12 protein-coding genes are annotated in these 15,453 nt (G+C 72.6%); 6 read left to right on the forward strand and 6 right to left on the reverse strand.

All coding sequences use genetic code 11. The features are described from left to right. Window positions 1–116 precede the first annotated feature (116 nt). The 3 genes from ACFRCR_RS09345 to ACFRCR_RS09355 all read left to right on the forward strand — a co-directional run bounded on the left by ACFRCR_RS09345 (window position 117) and on the right by ACFRCR_RS09355 (window position 2,189). The gene (locus ACFRCR_RS09345; protein ID WP_377676993.1) at window positions 117–1,133 is read left to right on the forward strand and encodes a DnaJ C-terminal domain-containing protein; all 1,017 of its coding nucleotides are present in this window, start codon (window positions 117–119) and stop codon (window positions 1,131–1,133) included. Between the two features lie 46 nt (window positions 1,134–1,179). Then, window positions 1,180–1,686 carry a heat shock protein transcriptional repressor HspR gene (locus ACFRCR_RS09350; RefSeq protein ID WP_377676995.1) on the forward strand — a complete coding sequence of 169 codons (507 nt, stop codon included), beginning with the start codon at window positions 1,180–1,182 and terminating at the stop codon, window positions 1,684–1,686. 194 nt (window positions 1,687–1,880) lie between these two features. Then, window positions 1,881–2,189 (forward strand): DUF1540 domain-containing protein, encoded by a 309-nt coding sequence (locus tag ACFRCR_RS09355; RefSeq protein ID WP_030150176.1) that lies wholly within the window; start codon window positions 1,881–1,883, stop codon window positions 2,187–2,189. A gap of 89 nt (window positions 2,190–2,278) precedes the next feature. On the opposite strand, the gene ACFRCR_RS09360 is transcribed toward ACFRCR_RS09355, so the two are convergent. Then, window positions 2,279–3,052, reverse strand: coding sequence for a hypothetical protein (locus ACFRCR_RS09360; protein ID WP_377676997.1), 774 nt, complete (start codon window positions 3,050–3,052; stop codon window positions 2,279–2,281). 229 nt (window positions 3,053–3,281) lie between these two features. Here ACFRCR_RS09360 and ACFRCR_RS09365 point away from each other — a divergent pair, with 229 nt between their 5' ends. After that, window positions 3,282–7,907, forward strand: a complete 4,626-nt coding sequence (locus ACFRCR_RS09365) for a sigma-70 family RNA polymerase sigma factor (RefSeq protein ID WP_377676999.1) — start codon at window positions 3,282–3,284, stop codon at window positions 7,905–7,907. A gap of 89 nt (window positions 7,908–7,996) precedes the next feature. On the opposite strand, the gene ACFRCR_RS09370 is transcribed toward ACFRCR_RS09365, so the two are convergent. The 4 genes from ACFRCR_RS09370 to upp all read right to left on the reverse strand — a co-directional run bounded on the left by ACFRCR_RS09370 (window position 7,997) and on the right by upp (window position 11,920). After that, complete coding sequence (locus tag ACFRCR_RS09370; RefSeq protein WP_377677001.1) at window positions 7,997–9,082, reverse strand: glutathione S-transferase family protein; 1,086 nt, start codon at window positions 9,080–9,082, stop codon at window positions 7,997–7,999. A gap of 44 nt (window positions 9,083–9,126) precedes the next feature. After that, window positions 9,127–10,119, reverse strand: coding sequence for a hypothetical protein (locus ACFRCR_RS09375; protein ID WP_377677003.1), 993 nt, complete (start codon window positions 10,117–10,119; stop codon window positions 9,127–9,129). Between the two features lie 164 nt (window positions 10,120–10,283). Continuing rightward, a complete protein-coding gene (locus ACFRCR_RS09380) occupies window positions 10,284–10,964 on the reverse strand; it encodes a winged helix-turn-helix domain-containing protein (protein WP_377677004.1) in 681 nt (226 codons plus the stop codon). 320 nt (window positions 10,965–11,284) lie between these two features. Beyond that, the gene (gene upp, locus ACFRCR_RS09385) at window positions 11,285–11,920 is read right to left on the reverse strand and encodes a uracil phosphoribosyltransferase (RefSeq protein ID WP_138822549.1); all 636 of its coding nucleotides are present in this window, start codon (window positions 11,918–11,920) and stop codon (window positions 11,285–11,287) included. Window positions 11,921–12,076: 156 nt separating this feature from the next. On the opposite strand from upp, the gene ACFRCR_RS09390 reads away from it, so the two are divergent. Next, complete coding sequence (locus ACFRCR_RS09390; RefSeq protein ID WP_377677010.1) at window positions 12,077–12,508, forward strand: nucleoside deaminase; 432 nt, start codon at window positions 12,077–12,079, stop codon at window positions 12,506–12,508. Between the two features lie 47 nt (window positions 12,509–12,555). Here the strand turns inward: ACFRCR_RS09390 and ACFRCR_RS09395 are convergent, their stop codons facing one another. Continuing rightward, window positions 12,556–13,407, reverse strand: coding sequence for an NAD-dependent protein deacetylase (locus ACFRCR_RS09395; protein ID WP_377677006.1), 852 nt, complete (start codon window positions 13,405–13,407; stop codon window positions 12,556–12,558). 289 nt (window positions 13,408–13,696) lie between these two features. Between ACFRCR_RS09395 and ACFRCR_RS09400 the strand changes: the two genes are divergently transcribed. After that, window positions 13,697–15,391, forward strand: a complete 1,695-nt coding sequence (locus ACFRCR_RS09400) for a glycosyl hydrolase family 18 protein (RefSeq protein WP_377677008.1) — start codon at window positions 13,697–13,699, stop codon at window positions 15,389–15,391. Window positions 15,392–15,453: the final 62 nt, after the last annotated feature.

A 15,453-nucleotide genomic window follows, 5' to 3' on the forward strand; every position in this document is an offset into this window, starting at 1 on the left:
GAGCGCACCTTCCTCGCGAAGGTGACCTCCGCCGTCGGGCCCCGGGAGCACGAACACTATGGACGTAAGCACCACCACCGGCCCCCGGGCCGGTGAGACCCATGAGAGGAGGCGCCTTGACCGGTCAGGACTGGATCGAGAAGGACTTCTACGCCGCGCTGGGCGTCCCCAAGGATGCCGACGACGCCGCGATCAAGAAGGCGTACCGCAAGCTGGCCCGCACCTACCACCCCGACCAGAACCAGGGTGACGCGAAGGCCGAGGCGAAGTTCAAGGAGATCGGCGAGGCCTACGCGGTCCTGTCCGACGCCGAGCAGCGCCAGCAGTACGACGCGATCCGTGCCATGGCCGGCGGGGGCGCCCGCTTCTCGGCAGGAGCCGGCGGACCCGCCGGCGGGGCCGGAGGGTTCGAGGACATCTTCGGTGGCATGTTCGGCGGCGGCGGCGGTGGCGGAGGCCGCGTGCGGTACTCCACGCAGACCGGCGGAGGCGGCGGCTTCGAGGACATCCTCGGGTCGATGTTCGGCGGCGGGGGAGCCCAGACCGGGTTCCGCCCCAACGCCGGCTACCAGCGCCCGCAGCCCGGGGCCGACGTGCAGTCGTCGGCGACCCTCGGGTTCCGGCCCGCGGTCGAGGGCTCGACCGTCAACGTCACGACCGAGGGGCGCACCATCACGGCCCGCATCCCGGCGGGAGTCCGCGACGGCCAGAAGATCCGGCTGCGCGGCAAGGGGCGCCCCGGCGTCGCGGGCGGCGCGCCCGGCGACCTGGTCATCACGGTCCACGTCACGCCGCACCCCGTGTTCTCGGTCGACGAGAAGCACAACCTGCGCCTGACCGTCCCCGTGACGTTCGCGGAGGCCGCGCTCGGTGCGACCATCGAGGTCCCGACGCTCGACGGCAAGCCCGTCAAGGTCAAGGTCCCCGCGGGCACGCCGTCGGGACGCACGCTGCGCGTCAAGGGCAAGGGCGTCAAGACGGCCAAGGCGACGGGCGACCTGCTCGTCACGATCCAGGTCGTCGTGCCGCAGAAGCTCTCGAAGGCCGCCAAGGAGGCCGTCGAGGCGCTCGCCGCGGCGACCGACGGCGAGAGCGACGTGCGCTCCGACCTGTTCGGGCGCGCGGCCGAGTAGCGGGCAGGACCGACCAGCAGGCACGAGGAGCAGCGAGGAGGACGGCATGGCCAGGAACGAGGCTCCCACGGGGGGCCAGATCCCGCTCAACGCGTACGACGACGCCCCCGTGCTCGCCATCTCGCAGGCCGCGGCCCTCGCCGGGATGCACCCGCAGACCCTGCGCCAGTACGACCGCCTGGGCCTCGTGACCCCGCGCCGCACCATGGGGCGCGGCCGCCGCTACTCCCAGCGCGACGTCGCCAAGCTCCTCGAGGTCCAGCGGCTCTCCCAGGAGGAGGGCATCAACCTCGCGGGCATCCGCCGCATCCTCGCGCTCGAGGAGCAGGTGAGCCGGCTCGAGGCCCGCCTCGACGCCCTCGCGACGCAGCTCGAAGGAGGGCGCGTGTTCGCGGCCGGGGTGAGCGGAGACGTCGTCATGGTGCCGCGGGGGCGGCGCGTCCGGCGCACGACGGCGGACCGGGGAGCGGAGCCCGGCCGGGGCAGCGGCCAGGTCGTCGAGTCCAGCGAGACGCGAGCCCTCGTCCTGTGGCGCCCGGGCCGAGGCTCCTGACCTCGGGCGGTGCCACGAGGGACCGCAGCGGGGCTTTCGCAGAATGCCTTTACGCGCGGTCCGTGTGACGTATAAGCGGCGGAATTCCGCCGAAGTGAGTGAGGCCTTGCTTCCTATACAGGGGCCGTTCCAAGGAATACCGTGAAGGAAATGCACGGTTGAACGCCCCTGTCCTTCGAGCAAGGAGAAGTCCCATGAGCAGCCTGATGGAGATGCCCCAGGTCGTCGAGTGTTCGATCGACGGCTGCGGATACAACCACGAGCACGGCTGCCACGCCGGCGCCGTGACGATCGCCGCGCACGGCAGCGAGGCCGAGTGCGCCACGTTCATCCCCCTGACCTCCAAGGGAGGGCTGGAGAAGGTCATCGCCCACGTCGGCGCCTGCCAACGCGGGGAGTGCGCCCACAACGAGTCGCTCGAGTGCAACGCCTCGGCGATCCGCGTCGGAGCCGGCCCCCAGGGCGCGGACCATGCGGACTGCCTGACGTACAGCCCCCGCTGACCCTCGCGCCGTCCCCCCAGCGCGATTCCCCACGACGCCCCGCTCGTCCCTCGCCGGACGACGGGGCGTCGTGGTGTGCGGGGGCCGTCTCAGCGCGACAGGTCGTAGAGCATCTGCGCGGCGTCGGCGTGCTGCGCGGGAAGGGGCTCGACCCAGATGCGAGGCGGGCGTCGCAGGATCGCGGTCACCCCGAAGGTGAGCGCCGTGCGCTCGATCCTGTGCCGCAGCTCGGCACGTACCGGACCGACGTCGGCCGTGCGGGCGCAGAGCGCGGCGTAGATCCCGCCGCCGAGCGTCGCGACCGGGTGCCCGAGGCCGAACGTCTCCGTCAGGACCTTGCCCATGGCCGCGGCGCGGGCGACCTTCTGCCATCCGTCGATGCGTTCGATCGCGACGTCCACCAGGACGAGGCAGTGCGTCGCGGACGCGGGGGTCCCCAGGCGGTCGGCCTGACCGTACGTCTCCTGGAGACGCTGCACGAGGTAGGGCACCGTCACGAGGCCCGAGCGGGGGTCGGTCGTGGGCGGTGCGCCGGGAAGCAGCTCGTTGCCGACGGCCCACCCGGTGCTGACTGCCCGCAGCACGGTGACGTCGGGGGCCGTGCCCCACAGGTCGAACAAGCACGAGAGGTCGTCGATCGTCTCGCCGATGCTGATGCCGTCACGGCCGCGGGCCTCGCCGAGCCTCTCGGCCGCAGCGGCGGGGCACCGGGCGTCCGTGAGCGCCTCGACGAGCGCTTCCACGGCAGGGTGGTACCAGTCGCCTGGCCGCAGCCAGACGCTGTTCGTGCTGGCCGCCTGCCACTCGTCGAGCAGCGAGGCGACGGCTGGCTCGGGGTAGCCAGGTCGTAGGTCCATACTCATGAGACGTCCGAGGCCGGTGCTCATGACGCGACAGCGGCCGCCCGGTTTCTCTTTCATCCACTCGACACACCGACGGACATGCAGCACATTCCGTCGGTTCTGTCATCCTGACAGACGGACAAGACGGGCGAATCCGCGGTGAGACGTAGATAACACCACCGATTTTCCCGTCTAGGATGAACGGGAGGGCCTCACCTGCTGATGAGGCGGAGTCAGAGGCGGTAGGGGCATGACGCAGGTCGACACGTCGAGGGACGACGCCCCGACGAGCGATGCCGAGCTGATCACCGCCGTCCGCGGAGGTGACTACGCGGCGTTCGGTGCGCTGTACGAGCGGCACGCCGCGGCGGCACGCACGGTCGCGCGCCAGTACGTGCGCTCGGGGTCCGACGCCGACGACATGGTCTCGGAGGCCTTCGCCAAGGTGCTCGGCATCCTGCAGTCGGGGGGCGGACCCGACGTCACGTTCCGTGCCTACCTCTTCACCGTCGTCCGGCGCCTGTCCTACGACCTGTCGAACGCGGGCCGACGCACGCAGCCCACCGACGACATCGAGACGTTCGAGAGCGCGTTCGGGCCCATGGCCTCGACCGAGGACCCCACGCTCCAGGGCTTCGAACGGTCCGTCGTGACCAAGGCCTACCAGGGGCTGCCGGAGCGTTGGCAGGCCGTGCTCTGGTACACCGAGGTCGAGGAGATGAACCCGGCCCAGATCGCCCCTCTGCTCGGCCTCACGGCCAACGGCGTCTCGGCGCTCGCCTACCGTGCCCGGGAGGGGCTGCGCCAGGCCTACCTCCAGCAGCACCTGACGGGCGCGAGCAGCGCAGGGTGCGAGAACGTCAACCCCCTCCTCGGCTCCTACGTCCGAGGTGGGCTCGCGAAGCGGGAGACGGCCAAGGTCGACGCGCACCTCGAGGAGTGCGGCGAGTGCCGGGCGCTCGTGCTCGAGCTCGGCGACGTCTCGCACGGCATGCGCGCCGTCATCGCCCCGCTGGTCTTCGGGGTCGCTGCGCTGGGCCTGGTCGGGACGGCTCTCCCGCTCACGGGTGGTGCAGCCGTCGGGGCCGGTGCCGCTGGTGCGACGGGGGCGGCGGGCGGTGCGAGCGGCAGCGCGGGGAGCGGTGCGGCCGGGGCCTCTGGTTCCGGTGCCGCCGGTTCTGGAGCCGCCGCGGGTGGCAGCGGGGCTGCGGCCGGTACCGGCGCAGCCGGAGGCGCCGCGGGGACAGGGGCCATGGGAGGCGCTGCGGCGGCCGGTGCAGCCGCCACGAGCGGTGGGCTCGGCGCGGCTGCGGCTGTCGGCGCGAGCGCCGCGGTCGGGACGGGTGCGGCGGCTGCGGCCGGCGCGACCGGACTGGCAGCCTTCATCGCCGCATCCCCTCTGATCGCCGCCGCAGTGGGGGTCGTTGCGGTCGCGGCCGTCGGTGCGGGCGTCGTCGCCGTGTCCGGTGGCTTCTCGTCCGAACAGCCTCCGAGCGCGGGCGCCAGCCCCGACCCGTCAGCCTCGACGTCGCCGTCGAGCGCGCCCACGAGTACTCCGACGGGCGAGCCGTCGGCACCTCCGAGCGGGGACCCCACGTCCCCTGCGAACACCGTGCCGCTCGCTGAGACGCCCACCGACACCACGAACCCCGCAGCGCCGGCCTCGAACGGCAACGCGGCAGCAGGGTCCGGCACGGCGGCGGCCGGTCAGGGCGAGCCGACGACGCCCCTCGTGCCGCCGACGTTCCCGTTGACCCCCGTCGACCCCGTCGTCCCCGGTCCGGATCCCGTCGTCCCCGTGGACCCGCCGGCCCCGGCGTCTCTCGACCTCGCGTTCGCGCCCCTCACGCTCGCTCCCCGGGACCCCGAGGACCTGACGCTCACCGCGTCCAACTCCGGCGGCACGTCCGCCGAGGAGGTCGTCGTCGACGTGACGCTCCCGCCGAACGTCTCGGTCGTGACCTCCACGGTCACCGCAGGCCGCGGCGTCGTCCCGACGATCCGGCTGGCGGCGCTGCCGTGCGGCCCGGCGTCGCTGCAGGCCGACGGGTCCTCGCTCGTCACGTGCTCGGTCGGGGTGCTCTCTCCCGGGGAGACGAAGGACCTCGTCATCACCGTCCAGGCCTCGCGCGGCGGGACCTACACGTTCGGTGGCACGGTGCACGGCAAGGGCCTGACCCCCGTCAAGAAGGAGTACGTGCCGGCGCCCGTGCCCTCGTACGGTGCCGAGATCGACCTGGTGACGCCGACCATCGGCCCGCTCGTGAACCCTGGCGCGACCTCGGTCCGGCTCACGGCTCGCAACACCGGTGACGTCGACGCACAGGGCGTGGCGTTCTTCGTGGGCGACCTGCCCGCAGGCGTCACGGCGAAGCCCCTGGACTCCGGGTGGACCTGCTCGCCGGGCGACGCCTCCCTGAGGTGCACGCCGACCGGCGGCGCGGCTCTCGTGGCTCCCGGCGGGAGCCAGACATACGGCCCGCCGGTCTCCCTCGACGTCCAGCTTCTCGCGGGAGACGGGGCCCAGGCGACCACGGCCGGGCTCTCGTTCTCCGCGACCACGACCTCGGCCGGCCGGACGCTGAAGGACTCCGCGAGCGCGGACCTCGCGGTCGGTGAGCCCTGGGCCGGTGCGGACAAGGTCGCCGCCGGTGCCACGTTCGCCGCCCAGTGCGTCGACGGCGCAGCGACGGTCGTGCTGAAGGATGTCGCCAACACGACGTCCTACGACGACCTCCGGGTGACCCTCGGCGTCGACGACGCGACCTCTCGGACGGTGTCCCTGCCCCGCGGTGCCACCACGCAGCTCGCGGTGCCTCACGACCTGCGCGTCCCGAAGGACGCCTCGGCGTCCCTGACGCTCGTGACCACGGTCGACGCGCGCGAGTTCACGCGGAAGGTCCCCGTGGCCGGCGTCCCTGCCGAGGACTGCTTCGTCCCGCAGTGGCTGTCCGGCGCCGACGTCACGACGCACGCCAGCAACGAGGCGGGAGCGGTCCGTCTCGAGGCGGTCGTCACCAACTCGACCGGTCGTCCTCTGGCGATCCAGGTCGACGACATGACGCCGGTGGGCGCAGAAGGGGCCTCCCGAGGGGCGACCATGATCGACCCGGGCGAGAGCGCGACGTTCTTCCGGTCGACCGGGGAGCAGGTCCTCGCCTCGGGAGACCTGGTCGTGCGTCAGCACCTCTCGGTCCCCGACGTCGACGGGGACCCGGGCGAGTACGACCAGCAGCTCACGGTCGGCCATGCCGGGGCACGGATCGCGCCCCGGGCGGTGGCGCCCACGGTGGGTCAGTGCGTGTTCGACCTCGGGTCGCGGACCTCGGTCGCCGACGTCGTGTTCTCGTTCGACAACTCGGCCTCGACGCTGCCGGTCGAGTTCGGCGTGGCCGGTCAGGACGGTCTGCGCACGGTCGTCGGCGCGGGCGAGAAGGCGACGGTGACCGCACCCGGCCTGCTGCGCGGTCTGGGCGCGCACGAGCTCACGGTCCTGGTGGACCGTCGGGTCGCCGAGTCGTTCACGCTCCGTGGCGAGAGCTGCTACGTGCCGCAGTGGTCGCAGGAGGTGTCGGTCGCTGCGGAGAACGTGGGTGGTCAGGTCCGGCTGACCGGCACGGTCGTGAACACGACGGCCGAGGCGATGGACGTGCGGATGCTCGCGCCGGCGGGCCTGGGCATGAAGGACTCCGAGAAGGTCACGCTGGCCGCGGGGCAGACGGGCTCGTTCGCGATCGACACGGGCCGCCAGTCCATCGACGCGGGGAAGGTCACCTTCCGCCAGTACCGGTGGGTCACGGAGACCGGCGCCACGGGCAAGGGGTACCAGGGTGAGGTCGTCGCCACGTTCGGCCGCGCGGTGATCGCGCCGAAGGCCAAGGTCACGGCCGGGCAGTGCGCCTACGACCCGGCCGCGCACGCCTCCGCGACCTCCGTGACGCTCACGTTCGACAACTCGTCCTCGACGTTGCCGGTACAGTTCACGGTCGCGGGCCGCGACGACCTCACGCAGGTCGTGGCCCCGGGCAAGGTCGTCCCGGTCATGGTGTCGGCCGGGTACCAGGGCGCCACGTTCACGGTCTCGGCCGACGGACGGCAGGTCGCGAGCCAGGCGATCCCTGCGGCGAGCTGCTACGTCCCGAGCTGGTCGGCGACGCAGAGCGCCCGTGCGGAGGCGGCCGACAAGTCGGTCCGTATCGTCGGCACGTACACGAACACGTCACCGGGCACCGTGCGGGTGCGCATGTACTCGCCGGCGTACGGCTTCGCGGGAGCGGCCGTCGACGTCCCGGCCGGAGGCACCCAGGAGTTCTTCCTGCCGACGGGCGTCACCCGGCTCCCCGCCGGGACCGTCCAGTTCCAGCAGTCGGTCACGGCTGACGGGGTGGCCCGCAGCAACACCGTGACCGCCAGGTACGAGGCCGCGCGCTACGACGTGTTCGCGCCGACGGTGGGCCCCCCGATCCTGGGCGTCTGCTACTTCGAGGACAACGAGCAGCAGTCGTACCGGCCGGTGACGTTCGTGTACGACAACATCGCCTCGACCGCGGCCGTCACGTTCCACGTCGAGGTGAACGGTGTGGTCGCGCCCGAGACGCACCGGGTGGTGCAGGACCAGAAGCGGGTCCAGCTCAAGGTGCCGAACGTGCCCGAGCGCGGCGCGACGTACCGCGTCGTGGCAGACTCCGGCCATTCGTGGACGTTCGAGGTCGCGGGGCAGACCTGCCTGCCGACCTGGCACTGGACCGAGGCCTACCGGGTGGGCGACCGCGTCGCGTACGAGGGCCGGAACTACATCGCGACGGCGTGGAGCGTCTCGGTCGTCCCGGACTCCGCGTTCGGTGCGTACTTCTGGCGCGACGAGAGCCGCGGCTGAGCGACGGCTCGGCGCACGACTGACGAGGAGGGACTCCGGTGCGACGCCGGGGTCCCTCCTCGTCGGTCCGGACGGCCGACCTCGCCGCGTCAGCCCCTGGGCTGCGCGGCCCGTGGCTCGCCCTCGACGGGCACCGCGAGAGGTGCGAGGTGGTAGGACGCGAGGTCCGTGGCCGCGGTCGGTGCGCTGCCGTCACCGAAGGGCGAACCGCCGAGCGCCTCGCGCCCGTGCGGCCTGAGCCAGCCGGACAGGTCGGGGCCGTCGGGCACGATCCCGCTCGGGTTGAGCTGGGAGTGCACCCGGTAGTAGTGGTGCTTGATGTGCTCGAAGTTCACGGTGTCGCCGAACCCGGGCGTCTGGAACAGGTCACGTACGTACCCCCACAGGACCTTGTCCTCGGTGATCTTGTTGCGGTTGGTCTTGAAGTGTCCGTGGTAGACCGCGTCGAACCGCACGAGCGTCGTGAAGAGGCGCACGTCTGCCTCGGTGAGGTGGTCGCCGACGAGGTAGCGGCGCTCGGACAGCCGGTCGGAGAGCCAGTCGAGGCGCTCGAAGAGGATCCCGTACGCCCTGTCGTACTTCTCCTGCGAGTCGGCGAACCCGGCGCGGTACACGCCGTTGTTGACGTCGAGGTAGACCTTCTCGGTGACGTCGTCGATCTCGTCGCGCCATGCCTCGGGGTAGAGGTCGGGGGCGCGGGGCCGGTGGTACGCGGTCCACTCGGTCGACAGGTCGAGCGTGATCTGCGGGTAGTCGTTGGTGACGAGCAGGCGCGAGGGGACGTCGACGATCGCGGGCACGCTCACGCCGCCGTCGTCCTCGGGGTCGCGCGCGAGGTAGTGCTCGGCGAGGAAGTGGGAGCCGAGCTCGGGGTCGACCCCGTCGCGGTCGAGGGTGAAGCGCCACGAGCGGGAGTCCTGGATCGGGTCGACGACGCCCAGCGAGATCGCGTTCTCGAGCCCGAGCAGTCGGCGCACGATGATCGAGCGGTGCGCCCACGGGCACGCGAGGCTCGCGACGAGCCGGTAGCGGCCGGGCTCGACGGGCCACCGGCCCTGGTCGTCGCCCTGCTCGCCGGGTGCTGAGGTGCTGTCCGCGGCGATGCGGTCGGTGAAGTGCGGGCCGCGGCGCTTCCAGCCACGGGGGACGGGATTCGATCCGGTGGTGTCGCTCATGGACCGAACCTACGCCGAGCCCCTGGTGACCGCAGCGACCGGGGTCACGGGGCGAGTGTGACGTCCGTCCGGACGGGGCGCAGCCGCGAGCCGACCACCCGGGACGTGCCGTCGTCGTGCGCCTCGACGAGGACCGTGACGGTCTGCGTGACGGTCCACGCCGACAGGCGGGCACCGGGCGGGACGGTCCCGAGCGTGCCGGTCGTCGGGGTGGGCGCGGTCCACCCGCCGGTGAGCGTCACGGACTGCGTGCACTCGACGGACGCCAGGGCGAAGACCCCGTCGGCGGACGCGAGCCAGGCCGCGTCGGGGGCCTCGTACGCGCACGTGCGCTCCTCGGTCCCGCTCTCGGGGGTCAGGTCGGCGACGGGGAAGCCCTGGGTGTGGGCGGTCGCGAGCTGGTCGGCGTCGGTGACGTCGAGAGCGGGGGCGGCCTGGCCGGTGCGGGCGAAGGCGAGCACGTCCTCGAGCGCGGAGGCCCCGCGGGCGCGGGCGCCGTCGTCGGGCCCGACGGCGGCGCCGCCTACCAGCGAGGGTTGGGGGAGGGCTACGGCCGGGTCGGTCGCGAGCTGGTAGGTCAGCAGCCACGGGGCGTCCGCGGACGCGCGCGTGAAGAGCGTCGACTCGACGAACTCGCCGTCCGACGCCGCAGGGTCCCCGGGTGCGCGCAGGGAGTAGAACCAGTCCGCGGTTCCGGCCACCGGGGCGGCGAGCGTCCCCGGCACGGACGTGTGGGGGGCGACGGGGGCCGCTGCCTGCGCGGTCTGCGCGGCGAACGCGAACGTCGACGACCGCAGGACGGGTCCCGCCTCGATGGTCGGGAGAGCAGCGCCGTCGCGGGCCGCGTTCGCTGCGTTGCGCGTCGTGGAGAGCGAGGCGAACAGCGTCGTGGCCGCGTCACGGGTGATCACGGGCTCGCGCACCTGCGTGGGTACCGCGGCGACCTCGGTGCCCACGCATCCCGACAGGAGCCCGAGCGAGGCGACCGCCCCGATCAGGCCTGCGAGGGGACGGGCGACAGGACGGGGCGCTGGCACGGCGGCGGAGACCTCACAGGACGGGGCGGGTGGACGCCCTCATCCAACCCTGCCGGGGGCTCTCGACCAAACTCGTCGCGCGCTCGTCCGGCGGGGTTCGTGCTGCCGGGCCGGACGGGATCCCCCCACGAGACCACGAGCGTGCGACCCGGCAGCACTGGTCCTCAGGCGGCGTCCCCCGAGCCCCTGAGGACGACGTGGGTCTGCGGGTCGAACCGGTAGCCGAGCCCGCGGACGGTCGAGATGACGTGCTGGAGCCCGAGCTTCTCGCGCAGGCGGCGCACGTGGACGTCGATGGTCCGGCTGCCGTCGCGCACCGCGTCGGCACCCCAGACGGTCGACAGGAGCTCGTCCCTGGTCACGACGCGGTGCGCCGAGCGGGACAGGTGCGTCAGGAGCTCGAACTCCTTGTGGGTGAGCCGCTGCTCGGAGCCGTCGACGGTCACGCGGCGGCTCGCCGGGTCGATGACGACCCGCGGGAACGGCGACAGGGCCGCGAGCCGGTCGCGGAACGCCTCGACGTCGCCGAGCGGGGCGAGGTCCGGTGCGGGGACGGGGACCTCGGCCCGGCGGGCAGCGCTGCGGCCGCGCGCCTTGCGGCGCCCTTCGTCGACGAGGTGCTCGTGGCGGTCCGTCGCGGGCTCCGACAGGGTCAGGGCCGTGTACGTCTCGGCCTCGGGCAGCCACTCGCGGGCCAGCTCGCCGAGGGCCTCGGCGAGCTCGACGAGCTCGGCCTGCGGGTGCTCGCCGGTCGCGGCGTCGACCCCGACGTACAGGACGAAGCCGGGGTGGGTGCGACGGTGGGGTGCGTGCGGGCGAGGGGTCTTCTGGGTCAAGGTGGCCATGGGATGCTCCAGGGTTCCCGCTCGACGGCCTGGGCCGGAGCGGCGCCGACGACGGTCGGCAGGGGTTGTCAGGGGGCTGAGGGAGTCAGGCCGGACAACAGACGCTGGAGGGCATGCTGACGCTCGGACGCCGGTCGGCGCCTCGGCAGGTCAGCGAGGAGGTCACGTGGCGAGCATGGCAGCGACGCGGTGGGGCGCCAAGGGCAAGGGCCAAGAATCTCACGAGGTGAGACGCGAAAATGGGACGGACGTGACGCCGTCGGGCATCGTGGGCGCGGGCGACGCGGCGGACCGGTCACCCCGCGCCCACGAGGGCGGTCTCAGACCACGCCGTAGAGGCGGTCGCCCGCGTCGCCCAGTCCCGGCACGATGTACGCCTTCTCGTCGAGCCGTTCGTCCACCGCGGCCACGACGAGCTGGACGTCGACGCGGTCGCCGACCGCCTTCTCGAGGACCTCGATGCCCTCGGGGGCCGCGAGCAGGCACACGGCCGTGACGTCGCGCGCGCCGCGCTCGAACACGTAGTCGATCGCCGCGACGAGCGTCCCGCCGGTCGCGAGCATGGGGTCGAGCAGGAACACGTGGCGACCCGTCAGGTCGTCCGGGAGGCGGTTCGCGTAGGTGACGGCCTCGAGGGTCTCCTCGTCGCGCTGCATCCCCAGGAAGCCGACCTCGGCCGTGGGCAGCAGGCGGGTCATGCCCTCGAGCATCCCCAGGCCCGCGCGCAGGATGGGGACGACGAGCGGGCGGGGCTCGGCGATGCGGACCCCGACGGTCGTGGTCACCGGGGTCTCGACCTCGTGGGGCTCGACCCGGACGTCCCGCGTCGCCTCGTAGGCCAGCAGGGTCACGAGCTCGTCCACCAGGAGGCGGAAGGTCGGGGAGGCGGTGTCCTTGTTGCGAAGGACGGTGAGCTTGTGGGCGACCAGCGGGTGGTCGGCGACGTGCAGGCGCATGGTTCGAGGGTACCGCCCGGTAGCCTCGGGAGCATGGTCCCCGACGACGTCACCCCCGCCGCAGAGCCCGGTCCCGTCGGGCTCGACCTGCCCTGGGCGAGCGGAACGTTCCCGCCCGACACCGTCGTGGCCCGCCGCGCGGTGTGGGACGAGCTCATGGGGCTCGCGCTGCACGAGGCGACCCACGCCCTCGCCACGGGCGACGTGCCCATCGGGGCGCTCGTCGTCGGGCCCGACGGGCGGCTCCTCGGCCTCGGCCGCAACCGGCGCGAGGAGACCGGTGACCCCACCGCGCACGCCGAGGTCCTCGCGCTGCGCCAGGCCGCGGCCACGCTCGGCTCGTGGCGCCTCGAGGGGTGCACGCTCGTCGTGACGCTCGAACCCTGTGCGATGTGCGCCGGGGCGACCACGCTCGCGCGGGTCGAGCGCCTCGTGCTCGGCGCGTGGGACCCCAAGGCCGGCGCGTGCGGGTCCGTGTGGGACATCGTGCGCGACCGCCGAAACCCCCACCGCGTCGAGGTCGTGGGGGGCATCCGCGACGTCGAGTGCGGCGACCTCATCCGCGAGTTCTTCGAGACGCAGCGCTGAGGAGGCCATGCCGGCCCTCGGCGCGGGCGCCGTGCGGGTCTGCTGCGTCAGAGCCTGTCCGCGAGCTCCTCGAGCGTCTCGGAGACCCCGGCCTCGAGCTTGATCGTGGCGAGCGGGTCGCCCCGCGTCACGCCGCGGTTGACGATCACGACCGGCTTGTCGGTCTTCACGGCGTGCTTGACGAACCGCAGCCCGCTCAGGACGGTCAGCGAGGAGCCGGCGACGAGCAGCGCGTCGGCGGCGTCGACCAGGGCGAAGGCCCGCTCGACCCGCTCGCGCGGCACGTTCTCGCCGAAGTACACGATCTCGGGCTTGAGCATGCCGCCGCAGAACTCGCACGCGGCGGGTACGAAGTGCGAGGTCGACTCGATGACGGCGTCGGCGTCGGGCGCGGTCTCGACGTCGTCGAGGTCGCCGATGCTCTCCAGGAAGTGCGGGTTGAGCTCGGTGAGCCGGTCGGCCAGGTGCTCGCGCGAGATGACGCGCGAGCAGGACAGGCAGATCACGCGGTCGTAGCGGCCGTGCAGGTCGATGACGTTGCGCGAGCCCGCGTCCTCGTGGAGGAGGTCGACGTTCTGCGTGATGATCCCCTCGAGGACCCCGCGCTCCTCGAGCCGGACCAGGGCCTTGTGCCCGGCGTTCGGGTGCGTGCGGTGAACGCGCTGCCAGCCCACGTGGTTGCGTGCCCAGTAGTGGCGGCGGAACGCCTCGTCCCCGACGAACTGCTGGTAGGTCATGGGGTTGCGAGGAGGGGAGTCGGGGCCGCGGTAGTCGGGGATGCCGGAGTCCGTGGAGATGCCCGCGCCCGTCAGGGCCGTGAGCCGCTTGCCGCGCAGCAGGTGGACGACGTCGTCGATCGTGGGGCCGGTCTGCGGGGTCACGGGGGTCAGCGGGGGCACGATCCGAGCGTACGACGGCCGCAGGAGCGGTTCCACAAGGAGGGGTGTGAGGTGCGGCGCCGTGGTGGACAGAGGCTGACCGGGCGGACCCGGGCTCCCGGGACGAGCGCCGAGGAGAGGCTGCGAGAAGCGCCGAGTAGGACACCTGTCCAAGGGGTAAATCGGTCTTACCGCTCAACACGCCCTCGTATTGGTTAAGACCCTTGGCAAAGGTTCCTGCTAGGTCTACTGTGCGAGGCGTCCGAACAAAGTTCCGGGCGTGCCCGGAGGAGAGCAACGAGGCCCTCACATGCAAGACACACCCAGACGCCGGCTCGCGCCGGTGGCGATCGCCGCAGCCGCGGTCCTCGCCGCATCCGTCGTGGTGGCACCGGCAACCCAGGCCGTCGCCCCCACCGCCAAGCCCGCCGCGACGTCGGCGGGTCCTGACGACATCAACGGCTACCGCAGCGTCGGCTACTTCATGGCCGACGGCCCGATCACGCGCAACTTCCACGTCTCGAACCTCGTGTCGACCGGCGCGATCAAGGACCTGACCCACCTCAACTACGCGTTCGGCAACGTCACGACCGACCTCGTGTGCGACATCAACCAGGTGCCCGGCGAGGGCGACGCGCAGAACGACTTCCTGCGCCTCGTGCCTGCGAACCAGTCCGTCGACGGCAAGGCCGACAAGGCCGGCCAGGCGCTCGCGGGCAACTTCAACCAGCTCCGCAAGCTCAAGGCCGTCAGCCCCGACACCAAGATCCTCGTGTCGCTCGGCGGCTGGACCTGGTCGGACAACTTCTCCGAGGCCGCGTCCACGGCCGAGGGACGCACGAAGCTCGTGAACTCGTGCCTCGACATCTACATCCGGGGCAACCTGCCCCAGATCGGCGACAAGGGCGGCCCGGGTGCCGCGGCCGGCATCTTCGACGGCATCGACATCGACTGGGAGTGGCCCGTGACCGGGGGCGAGACGGCGAACGCCCGCCCCGAGGACAAGGAGAACTTCCTGCTCCTCATGGAGGAGTTCCGCACCTCGCTCGACGCGCTGGGAGCCCAGAACGGCCAGGACTACCTGCTCACCGGGTTCGCCCCCGCGGGCGGCTGGAACGCCGGCCAGGGCGGCTGGCTCGACCCGCGCCTCTTCGCCGTGGTCGACTTCCTCAACGTCCAGGGCTACGACTTCCACGGCGGCTGGGTCCCGAACAAGACCGGTCACCAGGGCAACCTGCACCCGGACGGCAGCGAGAACTGGGGCCTCGGCCTCGACGGTGCGATGGGCATGTACGTCAACGCGGGCGCGGACCCGCAGCAGCTCAACGCCGGCCTCGCGGCCTACGGCCACGGCTGGTACGGCGTCGCGGACGGCAGCGCGGGCTGGAAGCCTGCCGCGGGCTACATCGGCACCAAGACGTACGCCGAGCTGCGCACGGTCGGCAAGGCGTACTTCGACCCGAAGATCGGCGCCTCGTGGCGCTACGACGGCGACCAGTGGTGGAGCTACGACGACAAGGCCTCCGTGAACGCGAAGGCCGAGTGGCTGGCGGTCCAGGGCTACGGCGGCGCCATGTGGTGGGACCTCACGGGCGACTACAAGAACGAGCTCGGCTCGACCCTCGGCGCGACGCTGCGCGCGTCGACCCCCGGCCCGCAGGTCGGCGCGCAGTGCGCCGCCCCCTGGTACGGCTCGGGCGTCTACACGTCGGGTGACGTCGTCTCGCACGACGGCGCCGAGTACAAGGCCAAGTGGTGGACGCGTGGCACGGCCCCGGCCGCGACGTCGGGCAGCCCGTGGCAGAAGATCGGCCCGTGCGGCACGGCCCCCGTGGTCGAGGTCGTCAAGTGCGCCCCGGCGTTCTCGCTCGAGGCCACGTACTCGGGCGGCGCGGTCGTCTCGCGTGCGGGCGTGAACCACACGGCCCAGTGGTGGACCCGTGGCGAGGTGCCCGGGAGCGACGTCTGGGGTGCGTGGGACGCGGGTCGGCCCTGCTCGGCCTGACACCTGCGTGACCGTCCCGGGTCGGTCCGGGACGGGTCAGGGGCGCCGCACCTTCGGGTGCC

This window comes from Oerskovia sp. NPDC056781 (assembly GCF_042789955.1).
In the GTDB taxonomy this organism is placed as follows: domain Bacteria; phylum Actinomycetota; class Actinomycetes; order Actinomycetales; family Cellulomonadaceae; genus Oerskovia; species Oerskovia rustica.

Bases quoted from the DNA above. Each gene is read 5' to 3' on its own strand.
- ACFRCR_RS09350 (WP_377676995.1), top strand. From the start codon at position 1,180: ATGGCCAGGAACGAGGCTCCCACGGGGGGCCAGATCCCGCTCAACGCG.
- ACFRCR_RS09355 (WP_030150176.1), top strand. From the start codon at position 1,881: ATGAGCAGCCTGATGGAGATGCCCCAGGTCGTCGAGTGTTCGATCGAC.
- ACFRCR_RS09360 (WP_377676997.1), bottom strand. From the start codon at position 3,052: ATGAGTATGGACCTACGACCTGGCTACCCCGAGCCAGCCGTCGCCTCG.
- ACFRCR_RS09365 (WP_377676999.1), top strand. From the start codon at position 3,282: ATGACGCAGGTCGACACGTCGAGGGACGACGCCCCGACGAGCGATGCC.
- ACFRCR_RS09370 (WP_377677001.1), bottom strand. From the start codon at position 9,082: ATGAGCGACACCACCGGATCGAATCCCGTCCCCCGTGGCTGGAAGCGC.
- ACFRCR_RS09380 (WP_377677004.1), bottom strand. From the start codon at position 10,964: ATGGCCACCTTGACCCAGAAGACCCCTCGCCCGCACGCACCCCACCGT.
- upp (WP_138822549.1), bottom strand. From the start codon at position 11,920: ATGCGCCTGCACGTCGCCGACCACCCGCTGGTCGCCCACAAGCTCACC.
- ACFRCR_RS09390 (WP_377677010.1), top strand. From the start codon at position 12,077: ATGGGGCTCGCGCTGCACGAGGCGACCCACGCCCTCGCCACGGGCGAC.
- ACFRCR_RS09400 (WP_377677008.1), top strand. From the start codon at position 13,697: ATGCAAGACACACCCAGACGCCGGCTCGCGCCGGTGGCGATCGCCGCA.